Here is a 15,394-nt window from a genome sequence, read left to right on the forward strand (position 1 = left end):
GACTTTCGAAAGTTAGGAAAACAGCGCGGCGCGCTGGCGCGAGCGGTCGGTCACCGAGGCGAACCAGGCGGCGGCAAACGCCAGGCTCACCGAGAACAGCGCCGGGTTGGCGTAAGGGAACAGCGGCGTCTTGAAACCCAGCACCGCCACCCACACCGCCGGACCTGCGACGATCAGGCCGACCGACGCGACGATGCCGGCGGCACCGCCGGCGATCACGCCGCGTGACGTCAGCTTAGGCCAGAACAGGGTCAGCAGCAGCAGCGGAAAATTGCTCGACGCGGCCAAGGCGAACGCGAGGCCCATCAGGAAGGCGATGTTCTGCTGTTGGAAACGCAGCGACAGCCCCACCGCCAGCACACCGAGCACGACGACCGACAGCCGCGCCAGCCGCAGCTCGGTCGCGGGCTTGGCCGCATCGCGGCGCAGCAGCCCGGCGTACAGGTCGTGGCTGATCACGCTCGCACCGGCGAGCGCGAGGCCGGCGACCACCGCCAGGATCGTCGCGAACGCCACCGCCGCGACGAAGCCGGCCAGCGCCTCGCCGCCGATCACCCGTGCCAGCTGCACCGCCGCCATATTGCTGCCGCCGAGCAGTTTGCCGGCTTTGTCGAACAGCTCGGCGTGCGGGGCGAGCAGCGCCACCGCGCCGTAGCCGAGCAGCAGGTTGATCACGAAGAACAGCGCGATCAGCCCGGTCGCCCACACCGCCGAGCCGCGCGCCGCGCGCGCGTCCGGAACGGTGAAGAAACGCATCAGCACGTGCGGCAGCCCCAACAGGCCCAGCGTCAGGCCAAGGCCGAGTGACCCCACCTCGACCGGGTCGGCCAGCGCGCGGCTCGGCAGGAAGATCGCCGCGCCCGCGCGAGACGCCGCGTCGGTGAACAGTCCACTCGCGCTGCCGCCGTGCGCGGCCAACACCCCGGCCGCCAGCGCGCCGCCGCAGCCGAACATCAGCACCGCCTTGATCATCTGCACCCAGCTGGTCGCGAGCATGCCGCCGAGGGCCGCGTACAGCACCATCAGCACGCCGACCACGCTGACCGCCGCCGCGTACGGCAGGCCGAACAGCAGCTCGATCAGCTTGCCGGCGCCGACCATCTGCACGATCAGGTAGAACAGCGTCACCGTCAGCGACGAGGCGGCGGTGAGCACCCGCACCGCCTGCGTGTCGAAGCGCTTCGCCAGCACTCCGGTCAAGGTGTACTCGCCCTCGGCGCGCAGCCGCTCGGCGAGCAGGATCAGCAGCAGCGGCCAGCCGAACAGGGTGCCGACCGCGTACACCGCCGAGTCGTAGCCGCTGGTGAAATAGAGCCCCGCCGCGCCGAGAAAGGCCGCCGCGGACAGATAGTCGCCGGCCAGCGCCAGGCCGTTCTGCCAGCCGGACAGCCGGCCGCCGGCCGTGTAGAACGCCGTCGCGGTCGTCCCCTGACGCCGTGCCGCCCAGCTCGTCACCGCCAGCGTCAATAGCACGAACAGCACGAAGAACAGCGCCGCCGGGCTCATCGTTCAGACTTTCGGCCAACATCGCTACGGTTGGCCGAAGCGGCGTACAGGATGGTGATCGCGAAGCCGAGCGCGAACAGCGCCAGCGTCAGCACGATCGACAGCGGCCAACCGGCCAGCGTACCGGCGAGGGCAGACGGCGCGAACGCGATCACGCCGTAGTAGCCGGCCACGGCGGCCAGCAACAGAACGAGGCAGAAACGGGTCATCGGAGACTCGGAAAAGGTCGGATTATTGACGGCTCACTTCTGCCAATAGGTCTTCACGTTGACGAATTCGTACAGGCCGAACTCGGACAGCTCGCGGCCGTAGCCGGACGCCTTCACCCCGCCGAACGGCAGGCGCAGGTCGGAGCTGGTATGGCGGTTCAGGAACACGCTGCCCGCCTCGATCTGGCGCGCCAGCTGCCAGCCGCGCTCGGTGTCGGCGGTGTAGATCGCCGCGCCGAGGCCGAACGGGGTGTCGTTGGCGAGGCGGATCGCGTCGGCTTCCGACTCGGCGCGCAGGATGCTCGCCACCGGGCCGAACACCTCCTCGTGGTAGACGCGGCAGGCCGGGTTCACGCGGTCGAGCACGGTGGCCGGGTAGAAGAAGCCGGCGCCGGCCGGCATCTGGCCGCCGAGCAGCACCGTGGCGCCGTTCGCCTGCGCGTCGAGCACCTGCGCGTGCAGCGCCTCGCGCAGGTCGGCGCGGGTCAGCGGCGCCAGCGTCGCGGCCGGGTCGCGCGGGTCGCCCGGCTGCAGCGCGGCCGCCTCGGCGAGAAAGGCCGCGACGAAGGCGTCGGCGATCTCCGGCACCACGATCAGCCGTTTCGCGGCGTTGCAGCTCTGGCCGGCGTCGCGGAAGCGCGAGTGGCACGCCTCCTTCGCCGCCGCGTCGATATCGGCATCACGCAGGACGATGAACGGATTGCTGCCGCCCAGCTCCAGCACGGTCTTCTTCAGGTGCCGGCCGGCCAGGCCGGCGATGTGGCGGCCGGTGCCGGTCGAGCCGGTGAACGCCACCGCGTCGCACAACCGGATCGCCTCCTCGACCTGCTCGTTGTCAAGCCAGCCGATGTCGAGCACCGCGAGGCCCGCCTGGTGCGCGAGCGCGAGCAAGGCGGCGCTCGCCTGCGGCACCGACGGCGCCGGCTTCACCAGACAAGCGTTGCCGGCGAACAGCGCCGGCACCGCGAAGCGCAGCACCTGCCAGATCGGGTAGTTCCACGGCATCACCGCCAGCACGATCCCCAACGGTTCGAACGCGACGCCGCTCTTGCTCGCGCCGGTGGCGATCGGCTGCGGCGCGAGCAAGCCCGGCGCCAGCTGCGCGTAGTAGCGGATCAGCTGCGCCGACTTGTCGATCTCGGCCAGGCACTCGGCGGTTCTGCGGCCGACCTCGAGCGTGACCAGGTCGGCGAGCCGCTCGCGCTCGGCTTCGAGCAGGTCGGCGAGCTTCAGCAGCGACGGGATGCGCTGTTCGACGGTCAGGCCGCGCCAGTCGCGCTGCGCATGCTGCAGCGCGGCGACCTGTTCAGACAGACGGGCGTCGGATTCGGTGGGGCGGGTGAAGACGACCTCGCCGGTGGCGGGGTTGCAGCTGGTGTAGGCGGTCATGTCCCAAGGGTAGCAAAAACGGGGGATGGGCGTCATGAGGGGTGATGTTTCCGATGGCGGGGTTTTGCGACGAATTGTTATGTGGTGGGGACAGGGGTTTGGTTGGGCGTGTCTGGGTGGGCGCGCAACCCGGTTCTCTGTAGGTAACACTCGTCAGCATTGTGGCTTTGTCGGTCTCGCCCGACAGGCGAGATCCTTTCTTTTGTCTCGCCAAAAGAAAGGACCCAAAGAAAAGGCGACCCCGATGCGCTGGCCTTCGGCTTCCCTCGCGCCTGCCAAGCGGTCAGCCGCCGCCGAACTCGCGGACGGCTACCGTCCGCCCACTCGAACAAGCGGCGGCTTAAAACCTGGCCGCTTGACGATCGCTCGGCAGCGCAAAGGGGGCGGGCAGGATGATTGCGACGGCAGTGGATTTGAAAGTTTAAAAAGCGACGGCAGGTTTGTGGGCTTGCTCGCCAACGTTGGCCGAAGCTCGCCTCATCCAGTGGGATCACGCATCAGGCGCGTTCGGCCAACCTTGAGGTTATCCACAGCAGAACATCGGCAAACGACCTCATCCACAGTCACTAACTGGTCTAGCAACCTACTGATTTTCCAGACTCATTCACGACGGCCACCTACAACCTCCCATCCCCCTTCGACGCCGCCGAGGACGGCACGGCCAACGGGGGAAGTCGGCGAGCACTGTCCGAGTGCCGACGCAGTCGGCGCGAGTTGCGCAGCCGCCCGTTGGCCGTGGCGTCCGCAGGGCAGCCCGCGCAGCGGGCCGGCGTCGCGGGGTCGCCTTTTCTTTGGCTACTTTCTTTTGGCGAGGCAAAAGCAAAAAAGTAGCCCGCCTCGCCGGGCGGGACCGGCGCTGCCACAGCCCCCACCAACGTTGGCCGAAAGACGCGATGGGTTACGACGCAAGCGTCTCCACCCATCCTATGGCGAAGGCGGATTACTCCGCCGCCGAGCCTCAAGGCAACAGGGGGCGCCGAACCGCCCTCACCCCAACTGCAACCCCACCGGCTTCTCCCCGGTCAACAGGTAATGAATCGTCTCCTTCGCCGAACGCATCGCCTCGCCGAACGGCAACGGATCCGCCCCGCGAAAGAACAGCCCCTTGCTCACCTCGCCGCGGAACGCCGCCGAGAGCTTCAGGTCGATGCAGAACTGCCCGACCTTCCCCAAGCCATCACGCAGCCCGCACACCGACAGGCAGTTCAGCCCCTGTGTGCAGCGGCGCGGGTCGGCGCGCGCGACGGCCTGCAACTTCTCCTCGCGTTTCAGGTAGTTCCGCAGCCACGGCGTCAGCACGCCTCGCGCCGGCAGGCCGGCCACCGACATGAATTCGGCGATGTCCTCCGGACGCGCTTCGGCCAGGGTGAGTTTGAAATTGGCGTGCGCGTCACCCTCGCGGGTGACGGCGAACGCGGTGCCGACCTGCACCGCCGCCGCGCCCCAGTCGCTCAGTGCAGTCCTCACCCGGTCGAAGCGGCTCATCCCTCCGGCGACGATCAGCGGGATTCGCTCGCGCTCGAGACCCAGGCCGCGGAACAGCTCGAAGGTCTCGTCCAGCACCCGCCTGAAGTCGAACTTGGCGTCGACGAGGTCGGCGATCTTCGCCGCGCCGAGGTGGCCGCCGGCGTGGTTCGGATGCTCGATCACGATCGCGTCGGGCAGGAGATTCTTCTTCATCCAGCGTTTCAGCACGATGCCGATGCCGCGCGACTCGGACAGGATGGGGATCAGCGCGACGTCGGGGTGCTCGACGGTCAGCTCCGGCAGGTCTAGCGGCAGGCCGGCGCCCATCACGATCGCGTGCGCGCCCGATTCGCACGCCTGGCGCACCAGCGCCGGGTGATCGTCGACCGCCTTCATCACGTTGACCGCGACCAGGCCTCGGCCGTCGGCGCGCTCGAGCGCGCCACGCACCTCGCGGTCGAGCGCGATGCGGTTCAGACGATTGAGTTCGTCGACATCGGCCGAACGAGACCGGGCTACCAGGTCCTCGTGCAGGTGGCGCAGATCGACGCTGGCGATGGTGCCGACGGCGTTTTCAAAGGCGACCGCGCCGGCAAGGCTCTTCGCCGAGATGCCGACGCCCATGCCGCCCTGCACCACGGGCACGAGTTCGCGCCCTCTCAGGCGCAACGGGGGGAATTCGGTGGGGGTGGTGGTCATGACGGATGCTTTCGAGTGGAAACTCTAGAAAAAACGCCATTGTCGACCAATGACCGGACCGCGGTATTGACGCGCATCAAGCGGGCGCGCATTCGCCTGTGGCAGCACGACGCCCGGCACCGGGCCGGGCGTGTCGGGGAAACGATGAAACCGGCTCAGTCGATGTCGTGATGGAGGTTTTCCTCGATCACCGCGTTGATGATGGCGAGCGCCAGCGCCAACGGCAGTCCCAACATCCAGGCGAAGTACCACATGATCGAAATCCTTTCTCAGTAAGCGCTCTTGCTGTTGCTCTTGATCTGGTCCTCGGTCACCGTGCCGCGCATCACCCGGTAACACCAGCCGGTGTAGCCGATGATCAGCGGGGTAAGGAGGATCGCCGCCCAGAACATCAGGTTCAGCGTGAGCCGGCTCGAGGTAGCGTCCCAGGCGGTCAGGCTGCGCGTGCCGATCAGGCCCATCACGTACGGAATCTTCAGTTCGTAGTGGTTCACGTGTGCCGCCTGGTCCGGAATGCTGAACACGCTGATCGGCGCCGGCGCCGGCTCGGTGTTCCAGATCGCCTCGATCGCGGCGATCTTGGTCTGCTGCGCCTCGGTCACGGTGTGACCCGACTCGTCGCCGAGCACGATCACCGACAGCGCCGAGGCGAAGCCGAAGCCGGCCGCCACCCGGAAGCTGCGCCGCGCGAACGCGATGTCGCGCCCTTTCAACAGGTACCAGCTCGAGATGCCGAGTACAAACAGCGCGCCGCACACGTAGTCGGCGCTCACCGTATGCACGAACTTGGCCTGCGCGGTCGGGTTGAAGATGATGTCGTAGAAGTCGGACATCTCCATGCGCATGGTCTGGTAGTTGAAGTGCGCGCCGACCGGCTCCTGCATCCAGCCGTTGGCGATCAGGATCCACAGCGCCGACAGGTTGGAGCCGACCGCCATCAGCATCGTCACCATCAGGTGCTTCATCTTCGATAGCCGCTCCCAGCCGAAGAAGAACAGGCCCACGCGCAAGCGGAGGGAAAACAGGCAAAAAAAAAACCCCGCCGATGCGGCGGGGGCAACCTTTGGATACCGTACTCAGCACGGTAGTACGCCAGCGTAAGCCAGCCGGCCACGGTCGACCATGCGACACGATGTCGCAGCCCGCGCTCAGCCGCGCTGCAGGCTGGCCGCGAGGCCGCCGCCTTGCCGGTTGGCGAGCGTCAGCGTCAGGCCGTGCAAGGCGGCGACCCGCTCGACGATAGACAGGCCCAGGCCGCTGCCCGGCTCACTCTGCCCGGGCGGGCGGAAGAAGCGCTCGCGCACCCGCGGCAGGTCGTCCGGCGCGATGCCCGGGCCGTCGTCCTCGACGCGGATCGCGTCCGGCGCCAAGGTCAGCGTCACCCGGCCACCGGGCGGGCCGTAGCGCAAGGCGTTATCGAGCAGGTTGCGCAACAGCAGCGTCAACAGCGTCTCGTCGCCCGCCAACGGCAGCGCCGTGGCGGCGTCGCCGGACCGGGCTATCGTCACGCCACGCTGTTCGGCCAACGTTGAGACGTCGGCGCAGGCGGCGTCGGCCACCCGCCGCCAGTCGACCGGCCGGGTATCGGCCAGCCCGGACAGCGGGTCGAGCCGCGACAGCGCCAACAGCTGCTCGAGCAGCCGGGTCGCGCGGTCGATGCCGGTCGACAGGTTGGCCAGCGCACGCTGTCGCGCCGCCGGTTTGTGTTCGGCCAGCTGCGCCACCTCGGCCTGCACCTTCAGTGCGGCGAGCGGGCTGCGCAGCTCGTGCGCGGCGTCGGCGGTGAAGCGGCGCTCGCGCGCCAGCATGTCGGCGGTGCGGGCGAACAGCTGGTTGAGCGCCGCGACCAGCGGCGCCACCTCGGATGCCAGGCCTGCGACCGCCAGCGGCGTCGCGTCGTCGGTGCGACGCGCGGTCAGCTGGCGTGCCGCGGCGGTGAGCGGCGCCAGCTCCCGGCCGATCGCCCACACCAGCACCAGGAGCAGGATAGGCAGCGCCGCCAGCCACGGCGCCAGCTGCACGCCGACCACCTCCCAGACCAGTTCATCGCGGTAGTCCTCCTTCTGGCCGACCACCACCGTGCTTTGCCCGTCCGGCGCAGGCAGGTAGAGCAGCCGCCAGCGCGCGTCGTGCTTGACGGTATCGCCGACGAAGCCGCGCCGCGCCGGGTCGATGCGAAAATGCTTGCCCTCGCCGCCGCTGAACAGCAGCCGGCCAGTGTAGTCGAACACCGCGAACGACAGCGCGTCGTCCTCGAACGCGCCGTGCTCGCCGCCGTGGATCAGTTGTTTGGTCTTAGGCAACGCCGGCGTCGGCGCCGGGCCGGTCGTAGCGGCCAGCTTGGCCGACAGCAGCTGGCGTGCGAACAGCGTCTGCTGGGTGTCGAACAGCTGGTTGATTTCGTGGCGGGTCTGGAAATAGGCGCTGACGGTGGCCAGCGCCCAGACGATCGGTGCGACCAGCAGCAGGATCAGCGACAGCCGCAGGCGCAGACTGTTCACCCTCACGCGTCGTCCCCCAGCGTGTAACCGACGCCGCGCACGGTGCGGATGAAGCCGCTGCCGAGCTTCTTGCGCAGATGGTGGATATGCACCTCGATCGCATTGCTGTCGACCTCGTCGCCCCAGCCGTACAGCTTTTCCTCGAGCAGCGCGCGCGGCTGCACCCGGCCCTTGCCGGCGAGCAGCACCTCGAGCAGTGCCAGCTCGCGCGCGGTCAGCTCGAGCGGTTCGCCGTCGAGGGTGGCGCGCCGCGCGGTCGGGTCGAACACCAGCTTGCCGTGACAGAGCAGCGGCGCGCCCTGCCCGTGGCTGCGGCGGATCAATGCGCGCAGCCGCGCGGCGACTTCTACGAGTGCAAACGGTTTGGTTAGGTAATCGTCGGCGCCGGCATCGAGGCCGCCGACCCGGTCGGCCAGCGCGTCGCGCGCGGTCAGCACCAGCACCGGCACCTGCTGGCCGGCACGGCGCCAGGCGGCGAGGATGTCCAGGCCGTCGACGCCGGGCAGGCCCAGATCGAGCACCACCGCGTCGTACGGCGCGGCGGCCAAGGCGGCTAAGCCATCGCGGCCGTTCTTGAACCAGTCGACCGTGAAGCCGAGCTGGGCGAGGCCGGCCTGCAGGCCGTCGCCGATCAGCGCGTCGTCTTCGACTACCAGGATCCGCATCGCTCCTCCGCAGGTTGCCTCGTCACGGCTCGTCGCGCCGGTGCAGCAGGCCGATAGCGAGCAGCACGGTCAGCCCCAACGGTAGCGCCAGTGCCAGGCCTAGGTGTACGCGCTCCAGCCACTGCGTTTCACGCAAGGGATCGGTGGCGAGCAGCGTGCCGCTCACCAGCAGCAAGGCCAGCAGCGTCAAGAGCAGCGCCGCACCGCGGCGACGCCAGCGCGGCCCGGCTGCGGCCAGCCCGCTGAACCGATACAGCAGCCGCGCCAGCAGCAGGCCGGCAGCGAGGTAGCCGATGATCCGGTGCGGCATCGCCGCGGGGACCATCAACGTCAGGTTGAGCAGCACGCAGCCGGCCAGGCAGCAGTCGAGCAGCCGCAGGTAGGGGTCGATGCCCGACTCGTCGGGCCGTGCCACGTCGCTCATCGCGCTTTAGTGTTCCTGCTTGCTGGAGAGCGGCTGGCCGCTGACGGTGTCGAAGTACACCTTCACCCGCTGGCCGGCCTTGTCGGTGCCCTCGATCTTGTAGCAGTTATGCGAGGCCTTAAATTCTCGCACCTGATAGCCCTGGTTCTCCACCTTCTTCATGAAGTCGGACGGCTTGAGCCACTGCGCCTGCGGGTGGGTCGGGCAGGTGACGTCGGCGGCCAGCGCCGGGACGGAGGCGCCGACGGCGAGCAGCGCGCCCAGTAACAGTTGCTTGTTCATCTCGCGGTTCCTCCAAGAATGTCGTGACTTTATGCCACGCTGCCATTAAAGACCGTCCCGCTTAAGTCAGCCTTAACCGCGCTCAAGCCACTCCGTCGGCGACCGACAGCACCACCGGCGCATGATCGGACGGCCGCTCCCACTTGCGCGGCACCTTGTCGATCAGGCAGTCGGTCGCGCGCGCCTTCAGCGCGTCGCTGACCAGCACGTGGTCGATGCGCATCCCGAGGTTGCGGCGGAACATCGCCATCCGGTAGTCCCACCAGCTGTACGCCACCTCGTCGGGGTGGAAATGGCGGAAGCTGTCGGTCAGGCCCAGATCGAGTAGGCCGGTGTACGCGGCGCGTTCCGGCACCGAGCACAGCACCTTGTCCTGCCAGGCGGCCGGGTCGTAGACGTCGGCGTCGGCCGGCGCGATGTTGAAGTCGCCCATCAGCACCAGCTCCGGGTAGTTCGCCAGCTGGTCGCGGACGAACTCGGTCAAGCGCGCGTACCACTCGAGCTTGTACGGGTACTTTTCCGAGTCGACCGCCTCGCCGTTGACGCAGTAGGCGCCGATCACCCGCACGCCGTTCACGGTGGCGGTGATCACCCGGCGCTGCGGGTCGTCGTAGCCAGGGATGCCGAGCTTGACGTCGGCGAGCTCCAGCGGCGCGCGCGCCAACAGCGCCACGCCGTTGTAGGTCTTCTGGCCGAACCAGGCCGCGCGGTAGCCGGCCGCCTCGATCTCCTCGAGTGGAAACTTGTCCTGGTCGAGCTTGAGCTCCTGCAGCGCCAGCACGTCGACCGGGCTGTCGGCCAGCCATTGCAGCACCTGCGGCAGGCGTACTTTCAGCGAGTTGACGTTCCAGGTGGCAAATTGCATCGCGGCTTCCTTGGTTGATTCCGATGCGGCGCATCGTAGCAGGTCGGGACGGCAGCACAAACCGTCACGCCGCCGCGATCGACGCTCGGCGGGATAGAGAGCCGCGTTTGCAACGTGTCTTCCGGCTTACGGTAGCTACGGTTTGCGGGCCTGGTCGGCCCCGCCCGGCAACATACCCTCCCACCCCAATATTGGCCGAACCGCTCCCACAGACAAAAAAAACCCTCCGGGATCACCGGAGGGTATTCAACGACACATGAATGTCCACACAAAGGGGGAAATGCGTCTAGCTCGCTTGCTACTGCTGCTCTGGAGAAAGCAACACGGATAAGAGTTGAACCCCCGGCCTGAAGTTCCGACCGCTAGGATTTTTTTTTGCAGAAATTTACGCGGCCACCGCCTCGCCCGCCTCCACCATGCCGTTATGGCGCAGCAAGGCGTCGATCTCGGGGTCGCGGCCGCGGAAGGCGCGGAACGAGTCGATCGCCGGACGGCTGCCGCCGACCGCGAGAATCTCGTCCCAGAACTTCTGACCGGTCGCCGGGTTGGCGCCGCCGGCTTCCTCGAACGCCGCGTACGCGTCGGCCGACAGCACCTCGGCCCACTTGTAGCTATAGTAGCCGGCCGCGTAGCCGCCGGCGAAGATGTGGCTGAAGCTGTTGGCGAAGCGGTTGTACGCCGGCGGGATGTTCACCGCCACCTCGGTGCGCACCGCGTCGAGCAGCGCCAGCCAGTCGCCGGCCGGGTCGAAGTCGCCGTAGAGCTGCATGTCGAACAGCGCGAACTCGATCTGGCGCACCGTCACCATGCCGCTCTGGAAGTTCTTCGCCGCCAGCATCTTGTCGAACAGCACGCGCGGCAACGTCTCGCCGGTGTCGATGTGGCGGGTCATGCCCTGCAATACGTCCCATTCCCAGCAGAAGTTCTCCATGAACTGCGAGGGCAGCTCGACCGCGTCCCATTCGACGCCGTTGATGCCGGCGACGCCCAACACGTCGACGCGGGTCAGCATATGGTGCAGGCCGTGGCCGAACTCGTGGAACAGCGTGGTCACCTCGTCGTGGGTGAACAGCGCCGGCTTGTCGCCGACCGGGCGGGTGAAGTTGCAGGTCAGGAACGCCACCGGGGTCTGCACGCTGCCGGCCTTGACGCGGCGGCCGCGCGCGTCGTCCATCCAGGCACCGCCGCGCTTGCCCTCACGAGCGTACAGGTCGAGGTAGAAGCCGCCGATCACCGCGCGGTCCTTCACCAGCTCGAAGTAGCGCACGTCCGGGTGCCAGACCGGCGCCTCGGCTGGGCGCACCGCCACGCCGTACAGCGTGTCGACCACGCCGAACAGGCCGTCGAGCACCTTCGGCTCCGGGAAGTACTGCTTCACCTCCTGGTCGGAGAACGCATAGCGGGCGACGCGCAGCTTCTCGGCGGCGTAGGCGATGTCCCACGCTTCCAGGCTGTCGAGGCCCAGCTCGGCCTTCGCGAACGCCTCCAGCTCCTTGCGGTCCTGCGCCGCGAACGGCTTGGCGCGGCCGGCCAGCTCGCGCAGGAACGCGCTCACCTGCTCCGGGCTGTCGGCCATCTTGGTCACGAGCGACAGCTCGGCGAAGTTCGGGTAGTCGAGCAGCTGCGCTTCCTCGCGCACCAGCGGCAGCCGGGCACGGATCACCGGGGTGTTGTCGAGCTCGGCCGGGCCGAATTCGGACGCGCGGGTCACGTAGGCACGGTACAGCTGTTCGCGCAGCGCGCGGTTGTCGCCGTACTGCATCACCGGGAAGTAGAACGGGAACTGCAGCGTGATCTTGTAGCCCTGCTTGCCGTCGGCCTCGGCGACCGCGGCGAACATCTCCAGCGCGTCGTCCGGCACGCCGGCGAGCTCGGCCTTGTCGGTGATGATCAGCTCGAACGCGTCGGTGGCGTCGAGCACGTTCTGCTCGAACTTGGCGCCGAGTTCGGCCAACTCGGTCTGGATCGTGGCGAAGCGCGCCTTCTCGGGCTCGGGCAGCTCGGCGCCGGACAGGCGGAAGTCGCGCAGGTCGTTCTCCAGCAGCTTCTTCTGCGCCGGGCTCAGCGTCGCGAACTCGGCGCTCGCCGCCAGCGCCTTGTAGCGCTCGAAGAGCGCCAGGTTCTGGCCCAGCTCGGTCCAGAACACCGACAGCTTCGGCAGGTTGGCGTTGTACGCGTCGCGCAGCTCCGGGGTGTTGACCACGCTGTTCAGGTGCTGCACCGCACCCCAGGCGCGGCCGAGCCGCTCGGTGGCGTCGGTCAGCGGCTCGAGGGTGTTGGCCCAGCTAGGCAGGGCTACGTCGCCGGTGACGCGTTCGACGGTGGAGCGCGCGTCGGCGAGCAGTTGGTCGATCGCCGGGGCGATGTGCTCGGGCAGGATGTCGGCGAAGCGCGGCAGGTCGGTAATGGCGAGGAGCGGATTGGAGGTCATGGGGCGTCCTTGGTCGGGCGGGGCATAACGGCCCGCGGGTTCGCCTGTATCATAGGCGCTTGAAGTCAGACCGATTAGATAAGGACGTTCCGATGAATCGCAATATCCGCCGCTACGACGGCCACAGCCCGGTGGTGCCGGACTCCTGTTTTGTCGACCCGAGCGCCGTGGTGATCGGCGAGGTGACCTTGGCCGAACACGCGTCGATCTGGCCGTGCGCGGTGCTGCGCGGCGACGTCAACAGCATCAGCGTCGGCGAGGGCAGCAATGTGCAGGACTTCGCGATGCTGCACGTGTCGCACAAGCGCGAGTCCGACCCGGAAGGCGCGCCGCTGGTGATCGGCCGCCACGTCACCATCGGCCACCATGTCAGCCTGCACGGCTGCACGATAGGCGACGAGGTGCTGGTCGGCATCGGCACCACCGTGCTCGACCGCGCGGTGGTCGAGCCGCGGGTGATGATCGGCGCCGGCAGCCTGGTGCCGCCGGGCAAACGGCTGGAGTCGGGCTGGCTGTACATGGGCAGCCCGGTGAAGCCGGTGCGCAAGCTGACCGAGGCGGAGCTGGCCAACTTCGAATACTCGGCGCAGCACTACATCCGGCTGGCGGCCAAGCACAAGGCGAGCCTGGCCGAGGAATAAGCCGACGGATCACACCGTCGGCCAACAAAAAACGGAGCCCGCAGGCTCCGTTTGTCGTGACGCTTTGGACGCTTACAGCGCGGCCAGCGCGGCGTCGTAGTTCGGCTCGTCGGCCACTTCGCCGACCAGCTCGGTGTGCTTGACCACGCCATCGGCACCTACCACCACCACGGCACGGGCGGTCAGGCCGCGCAACGGGCCGCCGGCGAACTTCACGCCGTACGCTTCGTCGAAGCCCGGGCTGCGGAAGGTCGACAGGGTCTTGACGTTCTCCAGGCCTTCGGCGCCGCAGAAACGGCCCTGGGCGAACGGCAGGTCGGCCGAGATGCACAGCACCACGGTGTCGGCCAGCGCCGACGCTTTTTCGTTGAACTTACGCACCGAGGTGGCGCAGGTCGGGGTGTCGATGCTCGGGAAGATGTTCAGCACCAGTTTCTTGCCGGCGAACGAGGCCAGCGACACGTCGGCCAGGTCGCCGCCGGTCAGGGTGAACGCCGGGGCCTTGCTGCCGACGGCCGGCAGGTTGCCGATGATCTCGAGCGGGGTGCCTTTCAGGGTAACGCTTGCCATGGGTGTGTCTCCTTGTTGGTCATGGTAGATGCAGCAGTTTGCCGCAGCGGTGTGACATTTCAACCCTGCCAGCAGAAGGGTCGGCCGAAGCCATTGATTGGAAAAGAGAAGCGCTACAAACCGTCGCGAGCATTCCGCAGGCAAGGCGGACGGAGCGCAGAAACCGGAATGGACTCAATGTCCATGAGGATTTCTGATCGCTGAGCGTCTCACGGAGACGCACGCCGACCGCCCAACGAAGCATCCGGAATGCGCAGCAGGTTTGAGCGTTTCTCTCAGGGTTGGTCCGGCAGCGTCAGCCCCTGTTCGGCCAACACCTCGCGCGCGGCGCGGAACGCCTCGACCGCACACGGCGCGCCGGCGTACACCGCCGAGTGCAACAGCACCTCGCGCAGTTCGACCAGGCTCACGCCGTTGTTCAGCGCGCCGCGGAGATGGCCCTTCAGCTCGGTGCTGCGCCCGAGCGCGGCGAGCATGCCGCAGGTGACCAGGCTGCGCGTCTTCAGGTCGATGCCATCGCGCTGCCAGGTACTGCCCCAGGCATGCTCGTTCAGCCATTCCTGCAGCGGCCGGTTGAAGCCGTCCAGATCGCCCATCGCGCGCTCGACAAACGCCTCACCCATCACGGCGGTACGGGTGGCAAGGCCCTGCTCTCGGTCCTGCTCGCTCATCACGGCTCCTTTCACGGCTAACAACACGTCATCACGACCATGCCATGATAGCCCGGGGCCGGCAAGGCCGGGCCGCCTCCGATTGGCACGCTTCGGGACAGCGTCGAGGGCCCGGATCATCAACACGCCCGACCCCCGGTCGGCCGTCTTGATGTTTTCGGGGGCGACGACTAAAGCTAGGGGTGAATCCCCCCCTGCATTCTCCCGAGGCCCTGTCATGTCCAGTACACTCCCAGCCGATACCGATGCGGCGGTCTCGCCGGGATCGCATGCTGCGCCAGCCCGTTTCCGCATCGTGATCACCGAGAATGGCCCCTTCATCGTCCACGGCCAGCCGCCCCTGGTACAGCAGTTCATCACCCCGGACAGCACCACCGGGCACTCGTGGACCTACCGCGCCGGACAGCGCTTCGAGCTGGAAGAACCGGCGGAGCTCTGTCGCTGCGGCCATTCGCAGCACAAGCCGTTCTGCGACGGCAGCCATCAGCGGGTCGGCTTCGACGGCACCGAAACCGCCTCTCTCCAGCCCATCCTCGACGGCGCGAAAGTCTTCGACGGCCCGACCCTGGCCGTAAGCGACAATCCCGACTACTGCGCCAACAGCCGCTTCTGCGACGGGCACGGCAGCGTGTGGAAGCTGGTGCTGCGCAGCGATGATCCGAAGACCGCCGAATACGTGCTGCACGAGACGCACCATTGCCCTTCCGGGCGCCTGCTCGCCTGGGACCGGGCCAGCGGGGAGCCGCTCGAGGCGGTCGATGCCCCGGAGCTGGGCCTGATCGAAGACCCGCCCAGCCAGTCCAGCGGCCCCTTATGGGTGCGCGGCGGGATCGCCATCGAATCGGCGGACGGCAGCGTCTACGAGATCCGCAATCGCGTCACGCTGTGCCGTTGCGGCCATTCGCAGAACAAGCCGTTCTGCGACGGCAGCCACGTCACGGCGAACTGGCAAGACGGCTTGCCCGACGTGGCCGATGGCCCTAAAAACTAGCCGCGGCAAGGCTGACCAGGCTTACCCGCCCGACAAAACGGCCCGCTTGCGAGCGGGCCGTTCCTATCGTTGAAAAACCGCTT

Annotated in this window: 15 protein-coding genes and 1 pseudogene; 2 read left to right on the plus strand and 14 right to left on the minus strand. The window is 67.8% G+C overall.

Going from position 1 to position 15,394, the window contains the following annotated elements:
- Window positions 1-12: 12 nt before the first annotated feature.
- From ACZ2IA_RS07530 to ACZ2IA_RS07585, 12 genes and pseudogenes are all read right to left on the minus strand, one after another.
- Entirely contained in the window at window positions 13-1,506 is a 1,494-nt protein-coding gene (locus ACZ2IA_RS07530) for a sodium:solute symporter family transporter (protein WP_470291956.1), read from the minus strand.
- On the minus strand, window positions 1,503-1,715 hold the full coding sequence (locus tag ACZ2IA_RS07535) for a DUF485 domain-containing protein (RefSeq protein ID WP_470291957.1): 213 nt from the start codon (window positions 1,713-1,715) through the stop codon (window positions 1,503-1,505). The genes ACZ2IA_RS07530 and ACZ2IA_RS07535 overlap by 4 nt, the downstream gene beginning before the upstream one ends.
- Window positions 1,716-1,748: 33 nt before the next feature.
- Entirely contained in the window at window positions 1,749-3,104 is a 1,356-nt protein-coding gene (locus ACZ2IA_RS07540) for an aldehyde dehydrogenase family protein (protein ID WP_470292096.1), read from the minus strand.
- Between the two features lie 987 nt (window positions 3,105-4,091).
- Complete coding sequence (locus ACZ2IA_RS07545; protein ID WP_470291958.1) at window positions 4,092-5,270, minus strand: NAD(P)H-dependent flavin oxidoreductase; 1,179 nt, start codon at window positions 5,268-5,270, stop codon at window positions 4,092-4,094.
- Between the two features lie 155 nt (window positions 5,271-5,425).
- Complete coding sequence (gene cydX, locus ACZ2IA_RS07550) at window positions 5,426-5,524, minus strand: cytochrome bd-I oxidase subunit CydX (protein ID WP_470291959.1); 99 nt, start codon at window positions 5,522-5,524, stop codon at window positions 5,426-5,428.
- 15 nt (window positions 5,525-5,539) lie between these two features.
- Window positions 5,540-6,307: pseudogene (locus ACZ2IA_RS07555) on the minus strand (cytochrome ubiquinol oxidase subunit I); the annotation flags it as partial.
- 111 nt (window positions 6,308-6,418) lie between these two features.
- On the minus strand, window positions 6,419-7,777 hold the full coding sequence (qseC, locus tag ACZ2IA_RS07560; protein ID WP_470291960.1) for a quorum sensing histidine kinase QseC: 1,359 nt from the start codon (window positions 7,775-7,777) through the stop codon (window positions 6,419-6,421).
- Entirely contained in the window at window positions 7,774-8,436 is a 663-nt protein-coding gene (locus ACZ2IA_RS07565) for a response regulator (RefSeq protein WP_470291961.1), read from the minus strand. The genes qseC and ACZ2IA_RS07565 overlap by 4 nt, the downstream gene beginning before the upstream one ends.
- A gap of 22 nt (window positions 8,437-8,458) precedes the next feature.
- Window positions 8,459-8,860: a hypothetical protein gene (locus ACZ2IA_RS07570; RefSeq protein WP_470291962.1), complete on the minus strand. Its 402-nt coding sequence runs from the start codon at window positions 8,858-8,860 to the stop codon at window positions 8,459-8,461.
- Window positions 8,861-8,866: 6 nt separating this feature from the next.
- Window positions 8,867-9,142 (minus strand): PepSY domain-containing protein, encoded by a 276-nt coding sequence (locus tag ACZ2IA_RS07575; RefSeq protein WP_470291963.1) that lies wholly within the window; start codon window positions 9,140-9,142, stop codon window positions 8,867-8,869.
- 82 nt (window positions 9,143-9,224) lie between these two features.
- Window positions 9,225-10,007 carry an exodeoxyribonuclease III gene (gene xth / locus ACZ2IA_RS07580; RefSeq protein ID WP_470291964.1) on the minus strand — a complete coding sequence of 261 codons (783 nt, stop codon included), beginning with the start codon at window positions 10,005-10,007 and terminating at the stop codon, window positions 9,225-9,227.
- 385 nt (window positions 10,008-10,392) lie between these two features.
- Window positions 10,393-12,438: a M3 family metallopeptidase gene (locus ACZ2IA_RS07585; protein WP_470291965.1), complete on the minus strand. Its 2,046-nt coding sequence runs from the start codon at window positions 12,436-12,438 to the stop codon at window positions 10,393-10,395.
- Between the two features lie 92 nt (window positions 12,439-12,530).
- Between ACZ2IA_RS07585 and ACZ2IA_RS07590 the strand changes: the two genes are divergently transcribed.
- Window positions 12,531-13,079 (plus strand): gamma carbonic anhydrase family protein, encoded by a 549-nt coding sequence (locus ACZ2IA_RS07590; RefSeq protein ID WP_470291966.1) that lies wholly within the window; start codon window positions 12,531-12,533, stop codon window positions 13,077-13,079.
- A gap of 72 nt (window positions 13,080-13,151) precedes the next feature.
- Here the strand turns inward: ACZ2IA_RS07590 and tpx are convergent, their stop codons facing one another.
- Both tpx and ACZ2IA_RS07600 read right to left on the minus strand, forming a co-directional pair.
- Window positions 13,152-13,649: a thiol peroxidase gene (gene tpx, locus ACZ2IA_RS07595; RefSeq protein WP_470291967.1), complete on the minus strand. Its 498-nt coding sequence runs from the start codon at window positions 13,647-13,649 to the stop codon at window positions 13,152-13,154.
- 275 nt (window positions 13,650-13,924) lie between these two features.
- Window positions 13,925-14,320 carry a carboxymuconolactone decarboxylase family protein gene (locus tag ACZ2IA_RS07600; RefSeq protein WP_470291968.1) on the minus strand — a complete coding sequence of 132 codons (396 nt, stop codon included), beginning with the start codon at window positions 14,318-14,320 and terminating at the stop codon, window positions 13,925-13,927.
- A gap of 217 nt (window positions 14,321-14,537) precedes the next feature.
- Here ACZ2IA_RS07600 and ACZ2IA_RS07605 point away from each other — a divergent pair, with 217 nt between their 5' ends.
- Window positions 14,538-15,311, plus strand: a complete 774-nt coding sequence (locus ACZ2IA_RS07605; RefSeq protein ID WP_470291969.1) for a CDGSH iron-sulfur domain-containing protein — start codon at window positions 14,538-14,540, stop codon at window positions 15,309-15,311.
- Window positions 15,312-15,394 lie beyond the last annotated feature (83 nt).

Source organism: Crenobacter sp. CS_VA4, from assembly GCF_055597485.1.

What these genes read in the sequence shown, in the direction of transcription:
- ACZ2IA_RS07540 (WP_470292096.1), bottom strand. Translation starts at nt 3,104, where the DNA reads ATGACCGCCTACACCAGCTGCAACCCCGCCACCGGCGAGGTCGTCTTC.
- ACZ2IA_RS07530 (WP_470291956.1), bottom strand. Translation starts at nt 1,506, where the DNA reads ATGAGCCCGGCGGCGCTGTTCTTCGTGCTGTTCGTGCTATTGACGCTG.
- xth (WP_470291964.1), bottom strand. Translation starts at nt 10,007, where the DNA reads ATGCAATTTGCCACCTGGAACGTCAACTCGCTGAAAGTACGCCTGCCG.
- ACZ2IA_RS07585 (WP_470291965.1), bottom strand. Translation starts at nt 12,438, where the DNA reads ATGACCTCCAATCCGCTCCTCGCCATTACCGACCTGCCGCGCTTCGCC.
- ACZ2IA_RS07535 (WP_470291957.1), bottom strand. Translation starts at nt 1,715, where the DNA reads ATGACCCGTTTCTGCCTCGTTCTGTTGCTGGCCGCCGTGGCCGGCTAC.
- tpx (WP_470291967.1), bottom strand. Translation starts at nt 13,649, where the DNA reads ATGGCAAGCGTTACCCTGAAAGGCACCCCGCTCGAGATCATCGGCAAC.
- ACZ2IA_RS07600 (WP_470291968.1), bottom strand. Translation starts at nt 14,320, where the DNA reads ATGAGCGAGCAGGACCGAGAGCAGGGCCTTGCCACCCGTACCGCCGTG.
- ACZ2IA_RS07570 (WP_470291962.1), bottom strand. Translation starts at nt 8,860, where the DNA reads ATGAGCGACGTGGCACGGCCCGACGAGTCGGGCATCGACCCCTACCTG.
- cydX (WP_470291959.1), bottom strand. Translation starts at nt 5,524, where the DNA reads ATGTGGTACTTCGCCTGGATGTTGGGACTGCCGTTGGCGCTGGCGCTC.
- ACZ2IA_RS07605 (WP_470291969.1), top strand. Translation starts at nt 14,538, where the DNA reads ATGTCCAGTACACTCCCAGCCGATACCGATGCGGCGGTCTCGCCGGGA.
- ACZ2IA_RS07565 (WP_470291961.1), bottom strand. Translation starts at nt 8,436, where the DNA reads ATGCGGATCCTGGTAGTCGAAGACGACGCGCTGATCGGCGACGGCCTG.
- ACZ2IA_RS07590 (WP_470291966.1), top strand. Translation starts at nt 12,531, where the DNA reads ATGAATCGCAATATCCGCCGCTACGACGGCCACAGCCCGGTGGTGCCG.
- ACZ2IA_RS07575 (WP_470291963.1), bottom strand. Translation starts at nt 9,142, where the DNA reads ATGAACAAGCAACTGTTACTGGGCGCGCTGCTCGCCGTCGGCGCCTCC.
- ACZ2IA_RS07545 (WP_470291958.1), bottom strand. Translation starts at nt 5,270, where the DNA reads ATGACCACCACCCCCACCGAATTCCCCCCGTTGCGCCTGAGAGGGCGC.